The organism is Amycolatopsis acidicola (assembly GCF_007713735.2).
GTDB lineage: Bacteria > Actinomycetota > Actinomycetes > Mycobacteriales > Pseudonocardiaceae > Amycolatopsis_E > Amycolatopsis_E acidicola.
The window spans coordinates 1-7,100 of record NZ_VMNW02000176.1 but is presented as its reverse complement, the minus strand read 5'-3'; the positions used below and the strand labels follow the sequence as shown (position 1 = coordinate 7,100).

The 7,100-nt window shown below is 70.9% G+C and carries 9 protein-coding genes; 4 read left to right on the top strand and 5 right to left on the bottom strand.

What is annotated here, in order from left to right; genetic code table 11:
- Nucleotides 1-76: 76 nt before the first annotated feature.
- Genes FPZ12_RS45130 through FPZ12_RS45120 form a run of 3 tightly spaced genes read right to left on the bottom strand, consistent with a single transcriptional unit; the run spans nt 77 to nt 1,524 of the window.
- Nucleotides 77-256 (bottom strand): hypothetical protein, encoded by a 180-nt coding sequence (locus tag FPZ12_RS45130; RefSeq protein WP_144762024.1) that lies wholly within the window; start codon nt 254-256, stop codon nt 77-79.
- Nucleotides 257-296: 40 nt separating this feature from the next.
- Nucleotides 297-656, bottom strand: a complete 360-nt coding sequence (locus FPZ12_RS45125; protein ID WP_144762021.1) for a flavin reductase family protein — start codon at nt 654-656, stop codon at nt 297-299.
- Between the two features lie 40 nt (nt 657-696).
- A complete protein-coding gene (locus tag FPZ12_RS45120) occupies nt 697-1,524 on the bottom strand; it encodes a CE1 family esterase (protein WP_144762018.1) in 828 nt (275 codons plus the stop codon).
- 63 nt (nt 1,525-1,587) lie between these two features.
- Between FPZ12_RS45120 and FPZ12_RS45115 the strand changes: the two genes are divergently transcribed.
- Both FPZ12_RS45115 and FPZ12_RS45110 read left to right on the top strand, forming a co-directional pair.
- Complete coding sequence (locus FPZ12_RS45115) at nt 1,588-2,133, top strand: TetR/AcrR family transcriptional regulator (protein ID WP_144762030.1); 546 nt, start codon at nt 1,588-1,590, stop codon at nt 2,131-2,133.
- Nucleotides 2,134-2,207: 74 nt separating this feature from the next.
- Nucleotides 2,208-3,635 (top strand): MDR family MFS transporter, encoded by a 1,428-nt coding sequence (locus FPZ12_RS45110; protein ID WP_144762015.1) that lies wholly within the window; start codon nt 2,208-2,210, stop codon nt 3,633-3,635.
- On the opposite strand, the gene FPZ12_RS45105 is transcribed toward FPZ12_RS45110, so the two are convergent.
- Nucleotides 3,623-4,183, bottom strand: a complete 561-nt coding sequence (locus FPZ12_RS45105; protein WP_144762027.1) for a GNAT family N-acetyltransferase — start codon at nt 4,181-4,183, stop codon at nt 3,623-3,625. The genes FPZ12_RS45110 and FPZ12_RS45105 overlap by 13 nt on opposite strands.
- A 128-nt stretch (nt 4,184-4,311) precedes the next feature.
- A complete protein-coding gene (locus tag FPZ12_RS45100) occupies nt 4,312-5,484 on the bottom strand; it encodes an MFS transporter (protein ID WP_144762012.1) in 1,173 nt (390 codons plus the stop codon).
- Nucleotides 5,485-5,541: 57 nt separating this feature from the next.
- Between FPZ12_RS45100 and FPZ12_RS45095 the strand changes: the two genes are divergently transcribed.
- Nucleotides 5,542-6,120 carry a helix-turn-helix domain-containing protein gene (locus FPZ12_RS45095; RefSeq protein WP_144762009.1) on the top strand — a complete coding sequence of 193 codons (579 nt, stop codon included), beginning with the start codon at nt 5,542-5,544 and terminating at the stop codon, nt 6,118-6,120.
- A 182-nt stretch (nt 6,121-6,302) separates the two neighbouring features.
- Entirely contained in the window at nt 6,303-6,707 is a 405-nt protein-coding gene (locus FPZ12_RS45090) for a spore germination protein GerW family protein (RefSeq protein ID WP_144762006.1), read from the top strand.
- Nucleotides 6,708-7,100: the final 393 nt, after the last annotated feature.

Genomic DNA, 7,100 nt, shown 5'->3' with positions numbered 1-7,100 from the left:
ACCGACCACACCCCTCCACCGCCTCGATCCCCAGCCGTCCCTTGCGATCTTGACGCGGCGGCAAGATCGCGAACACTCACAGATCGGGGCGGTGGTGGGGTGCACACAGCGCGGCCACGCGCGTCCGCCCGGTGTAGCCGACCACGGTGAGGTGCCGCCGGACGAACGGGCCCAGTAGCCGCGACGAACGCAGTGCCATCACGCCCTTGTTGAACCCCTCGACGGCGCGTCGCGTCCGCTCGCTCACATTCCTCATGAGACCGAGCCTAACCACACGCCCGCCACCCGGCGGCCGATTACGAAGCCTTCTCCAGCCCGGTGAGCGGGTCGTGCTCCGGGTGCACGCTCTGCCGGTGCACGCGGAACAGCACCAGCACGTGGTCGCCCGCGGGCACGGCCGATTCGATCGAGCAGTCCAGCCAGGCCGTCGCCCCGTGCAACAGCACCGCGCCCTCGTCGGTCGCGTGCCACGACAGCCCCTCGAACCGATCCAGCGAAACCGAGACGAACGAGCTCGCCGCGATACCGACGGGGCCGCCGTAATCGCCGAGCGCGCACATCGCCGTGACACCACTGGGAAAACGCCCGAAGGCCGCACGCAGCGCCGCCGTGTTCACCGTGCTGTCCGCGTCGTGCACGGAAGTCAGCTCAGCCATGAAAACCTCCTCAGGACCGCAGGACGTCCACTGTGGAGGGTCATGTGCTGAGGCCGAAGAACTCCGCCACCAGGTCCGCCGCCTGCACCTCCGTGGTTGTGCGGCCCATGATGCGGGGCGCCTTCTTCGGCCCCGGGACTGTATGCCCGCCGCCGTGCACGGTCACCAACGACACCGGCGGCGTGCCTTCCTGCCGATAGTCCAGTCGCTCCACCGAATCGGTCAGCCTGCGGGAGGTCGGCGCCGCCGTGATTCCGTTGCGTTCCGCGTAGTACGCGGCGGTTTCCGGCGCGGACAGGCCGAGTCCGCGGGGACGGAAACCCCACATGCTGGCCACCCCGCCGTCGTAGGGCACGAGGGGATCTTTGGTGCCGTGGAAGAGGATCGCGGGCAACGGGCGACTTCGCGGCGAGTCTGGCGCGAAGTTTTCGGGAGCGGGCTGCGTCGCCGAAAGCAGGGCGATGCCCGCCAGTTCGCCGGGGATCTCGTGCGCCAGCCGGATCACCAGCTGGCCGCCGTTCGAGTAGCCGATCGCGTACTGCTCCGCCGTGCCGTATTTCCTTGCCAGCAGGGCGAAAACGGCCCGCGCGAACGCGACGTCGTCGATGCCGTCACGACGGGCGTGGAAGCTGGTCGAGACACGCGCGTCGTTCCAGTGCGCCCGGTAGCCGTCGAGGTACGCGACCACGGCGCCGCCCTCGGCGTACCGGTCGAACTGGCCGCCGGAGAACGCGCGGAACTTCGCCGCGCTCTGGTTGGAGCCGTGGAAGACCAGGACGGCGGGGGAGCCCGGGGCGGGTTCGCACGGGCCCACCACGGTCAGCGTGCGGGTCCGGCCTTGCACTTGGACTTGTTCGAGGGTGGTCACGAACCCAGGTTAACACCAAAACGGATGAGTTATCCGATTCGCTAGGATGGGGTCGTGCCGGAGATGCGGAAGGACGTGGCGCGCAACCGGGGGCTGATCCTGCGGGTCGCGCGCTCGATGGTCGACGAGGGTGCGCCGCTGCAGCTCAACGCCGTGGCCCGCGCGGCCGAAGTCGGCGTCGGCACCGTGTATCGCCATTTCCGCACGCCCGAGGCCCTGCTCGCCGCGCTCGCCGAAGAGCAGTTCGAGGCCCTGATCGGCCGGGCGAGGAAGGCCGCCGACACCCGCGATGTCCGTGCCTCGCTGCGTGAGTTCCTGGAGGAGGCGCTGGCCGCCTACGTCGCCGACGACGCCTTCGCCGCGGAGGTCATCAGCCCCGGGGGAACCACCGAACGCGCACGAGGGCTCCGGGAGGAGTTGCTCGAAGAAGTCCGCCGCCTGCTCGCCGCCGCGGTCGGCGCGGGCGCGGCCCGGCCCGAACTCGGACCCGCCGACCTGTTGCTCTTACTGTGCGGCACCGCGTACGCCGTGAAGCATCACCCGCGTGCGGGCCCGGCCGTGGCCACCCGCTACCTCGATGCGCTGCTGGAGGGCGTTTTCCCGCGCTGACCGATGAATTCCGCTCGCGGGCCGGGTCGGAACTGCCGAAAAGGACGTGACCCGGAAGCCCGCGAGGTGTTGTGATGACTGCCGTGCTCCCCCAGCGAACGAAGCCGCGGACGAGCCGCACGCCGGCCGTGGTGCGGCTGCTGGTGCTGGCGACGTTCGTGGTGATCCTCAACGAGACCATCATGGTCAACGCCCTGCCGCGGCTGATGGAGTCGCTGCGCATCACCGAACAGGCCGCGCAGTGGGTGTCCACGGTCTTCATGCTCACCATGGCCGCCGTCATCCCGGTGACCGGCTGGTTCCTGCAGCGCGTCACCACCCGCCGCGCCTACGCGATCGCGATGGGCGTGTTCCTCGTCGGCACCGCGCTCGCGGCCGTCGCGCCGACGTTCGCGGTGCTGCTGGTGGGCCGCGTCGTCCAGGCGTCGGGCACCGCGGTGATGATGCCGCTGCTGATGACCACGCTGATGAGCGTCGTACCGGAGGACGACCGGGGCCGCGTGATGGGCACGGTCACGCTGTCGATCTCCGTCGCCCCCGCGCTCGGGCCCGCCGTGTCCGGGCTGATCCTGCAGCTCGGCTCGTGGCGGCTGCTGTTCGTGGCGGTGCTGCCGATCGCGGCCGTGGTGACGGTGTTCGGGCTGCGCAAGATGGAGAACGTCGGCGAGCCCGAGTCCGGCACCATCGACTGGCCCAGCGTGGCGCTCGCGACGCTCGGTTTCGGCGGGCTGGTGTACGGGCTGAGCCTGTTCGGCGGGGAATCCGGCGGCTTCGGGCCCGGCGGGGCGATCGTGCTCTGCGGGCTCGCGGCGATCGCGATTTTCGTGGCACGCCAGCGGAAACTGCAGCGCCGCGGCACGCCGTTGCTGGACCTGCGCGTGCTGCGCCACCGCACGTACGCGCTGTCGCTGGTGCTGATGACGATCGGGTTCCTGGCGATGCTGGGGTCGATGATCCTGCTGCCGCTGTACCTGCAGAACCTGCGCGGGCTCAGCCCGTTGCAGACCGGGCTGCTGGTCATGCCGGGCGGGCTGGCGATGGGCCTGCTGGGCCCGCCCGTCGGCAAGGCGTTCGACCGCTTCGGCGCGGGGCCGCTGGTGCTGCCCGGGACGATCGGCACCGTGCTCGCGCTGGCCGGGCTGACCCAGGTTTCGCTGACCATGCCGTACTGGCAGGTGCTCGGCCTGCACGCGCTGCTGATGGTGAGTCTCGCGGCCACGTTCACCCCGGTTTTCACGCTCGGCCTCGGCGCGCTGCCGCCACACCTGTACTCGCACGGCAGCTCGATGCTCGGGACGCTGCAGCAGGTCGCCGCCGCTTTCGGCACCGCGCTGGTGGTCACCGTGCTGTCCGCGCGGGCGAGTCAGCTCGTCACCGACGGCGTCGCTGCGGTGCCCGCGCAGGTCAGCGGGATGCGGCTGGCTTTCGGGGTCGCGGCCGTGCTCTCGGTGGTGACGGTGATCGTCGCGCTGAAGCTGCCGCGGCGGACTCAGCCCCGGTGACGTCCACGGCGGGGCTCTCGCGAATGACGCGAGCCCCGCCACGGCTGCGTGTCCAGCGCGAGGCCCTGTTCCGCGAACCGCTCCGCGGACAGGCCCATCAGCACGGGATAGCGGACTTCGCCCGCCCGCAGTTCGGTGTCGCGCGGCCTGCCTTCTTCGCGGAAGCCGAGCCCCGCGTGCAACCGCAGCGAGGCGAGGTTGCGGCCGTGGATGCTGACCTCGCATTTGTGGTAGCGCCGGTGCGTGAACATGTGCACGAGCAGCACTGTCACGGCGTCCTCCGCGTACCCGCACCGCCGGTACTGCCCGCCGATGCCGATGCCGTAGCTGAACCGCAGCGTCGTGGGCTCGGCCTGGATCCACATCGAGCCGACGACCGTGCGGCCGTTCAGCGCCTCGATCGCGAAGTGGAAGTCGTCGCCCGAGTCGGTGGTGGCCGCCCGGTGCGTGGCCCAGTGCCGGTAGCCGCCGACCTGTTTGCCGGGCAGTTCGCGGTCGAACGCGGTGAGCGTGCGCCGGTCCGCCGGGTGGATCGCCCGCAACCGCACCTTGCGCCCCGTGAGATCCGTGCCCGGCGCAGGCGCCTGGCGGCCTGCCGGGGAGAAGCGGCGTGCGTTCGCGAACATCGGCGGTGAGAATACCGGGTCGGGGAAGCGCATTCAGCCGCCCTTCACCCTCAACGGCGCAAGCCCGCCTGGTAGCCGGCGAACGCGAGCGGCGCCATCAGCGCGAGCAGCAACGCGACCGGCAGCGTCCAAGATCCGCTCGCCGTGTGGGTGAGGCCCAGCAGCAGCGGGCCCGCCGAAGCCAGCACGTAGCCGACGCTCTGCGCCATCCCGGAGATCGCGGCCGCGTGGGCGTGGTCCTTGGCACGCAAGGACATCAGCGTCAACGCCAGGCCGAGCTGCCCGCCCTGGCCGAGCCCGAGCAGGATCGCCCACACCGGCGCCGCGGCCGTCGGCGCGAAGAGCACGCCTGCCAGCCCGAGTACCGAAAAGCCCACGACGATCAGGGCAGGCCAGTGCTGGCTGCGGGCGCGGGCGGCGAGCACGGGCACGGCCAGCGCGGTCGGGATGCTCGCCACGCTGAGGATCGCGAGCAGGTTGCCCGCGGCGCCCGCGCTGAAGCCGTGGTCGCGGTAGATCGTGGGCAGCCAGCCGATCATGCTATATGCCAGCAAGGACTGCACGCCCATGAACACGGTGATCTTCCATGCCGTGGGTTCGCGCAGCACGGCGGTGAGCGGCAGATGCGCGCTGCCGGTCGTGACCTCGACTTTTCCCGTGCCACAGCGCCAAACCACGGCCACCCAGAGCAAGGCCGCGACGACGGCCGGGACCGCCCACGCGCCGAGCGCCGCCTGCCACGATCCGCCGAACAGGTGCTGCATCGGCGCCGTCGCGGCCGACGCGATGCCCGGGCCCGCGCTCATCAACATGGTGGCCAGGCCGGTCATCACCCCGATGCGGTGCGGGAACTCGCGTTTGACCAAGCCCGGCAGCAGCACGTTGGCCACCGCGATCGCCGCGCCCGCGAGGAGGGCCCCGGCGAACAACGGCGGAGGTGCGGGAACGGCCCGCAGCCCGGCGCCGAGCGCGATCGCCACCAGACACACGAGAAGCACCAGGCGGTTTCCCCAGCGTGCGGCCAACCGTGGGGCCAGCGGCGCCAGCAGGCCGAGGCACAGCACCGGGCCGGTGGTCAGCGCGGCGGAAAGCACTGAGGACAGGTGATACGAGCGTGCGATGTCGGCCAGCACGGGCGAAACGCTGCCGAACACCAGCCGCAGGTTCAGCGCCAGCAGGATCACCGCGGCGACCAAAAGCGCGGACCGGGACCGCGGCGTCATAGGGCACCTCCTAGGCAACGCAAATTACCTCAGAGGCAGCACGGTTAGACTCGCTCCGTGGCCGAAGACACCACCGATCTCCGGATCGCCCGGCGCCTCAAGGAAATCCGCCTGGCGAGGGGCCTGACCCTCGCGCGGCTCGCGAGCCTGGTCGGGATGTCGAGCGCGCACCTGTCGCGGCTCGAAACCGGGGAACGCCAGCCCTCGGTCGGCGCGCTCATCCAGCTCGCCCGGGCGCACGAGATGTCGCTGGGGAAGTTGGTCGGCGAGGACGAGGAACCGGCGCGCTATGTGGTGCGGCGCGGCCAGGAAGCGTTGCGGCAGAGCGCGAACGGGCCTTACGTCGCGCTCTCCGGCCCGTTCCCGGGGCTGCAGGCGGTGCGGCTCGAACTCGATCCGGAGGCCGAGCCCCCGCGGGCGAACCACCCCGGCGAGGAGTGGCTCTACGTGCTCGACGGGTCGGCGCGGCTGCTGCTCGACCAGGAGCCGATCCGCCTGGACGCCGGGGACGCGTGCCATTTCAACGCGGGCCTGGACCATGAACTCTCGGCGGTGCAAGGGAAAGCGACCGTGCTCCTGGTGTCGACGGCGGCGCGGTCGTGGCACGCGCCGTTGTCGCCGCACGTGCCGGGGTAGGTCAGAGCCAGCCGTTTCCCCGCATGACGGCGAACGGGCCGCCGATCACGGTGCCGATCTCCTTGTCGATCGCCCACAATACGGGCGCGGGACCGGTGAGGACTATCTGCTCTGGCCGTGCGCTCCCGGCTGTGGCCAAGCTGTTTGGTACCAACCAATCGGGCACGAGTCGGGAGGGCATCGTGAAGGTGCAGGAGCTGGTCGAGAAGGTGAAGAACTCCGCGGGCGCCGAGATCGTCTACGCCCGGCCCTATGAGAAGGACGGCGTCACGGTGATCGCGGCGGCCAGCGTCGCGAGCGGGGCCGGTGGCGGTGACGGCGTCGACAAGCAGGGCCAGCACGGCGAAGGCGGTGGCTACGGGCTGAGCGCCAAGCCCACCGGCGCCTACATCATCAAGGATGGTTCGCTGCGGTGGGAGCCGGCCGTGGACGTCAACCGGGTCGTGGCCATGGTCTGCGCGGTGCTGATCGTCGCGTTGCTGCTGGCGGCCAGGATCGTGCGCCTGCGCGCCGGCGTGCAGACCCGGCGCCCGCCCCGCTTCGCCCGGATCAATTCCCGTGTGGGGCGGAAGAAAGCCCGTAGCTGAACGGTGCGGGATCACTGTCCACAAGGGACGGTCCGCGGGTGATCGGCTTTTCGAGCGGCCGGTGTCCGGTCCACCTCGTCGATGACCTGGGCGCCGGTCGTGCCGTTGGTGGACGGCCGGCGCCTGTTCGATGCTCACGAGCGGGGGTTCTTGCCAGGGAAGACCTTGACCTGAGTCTCGGCTCGCCGCCTTTCCGCCAGTCTCGGCCACCCGCCCTGCCTTTCCGCCAGTCTTGACCGCCCGCCCTGCCATGCCGCCTGCGGACTGTCTGCCACCGCAGTGGCCGCCGCCGTGCCCGCGAGTGTCCCGCTCGCCGTGGTCTTCCCGCTCCCCGTGGCCAGCCACCCACCCAACCAACCTCTGCCGCCGTACCTCTCCCATCGCGCCCCTGCC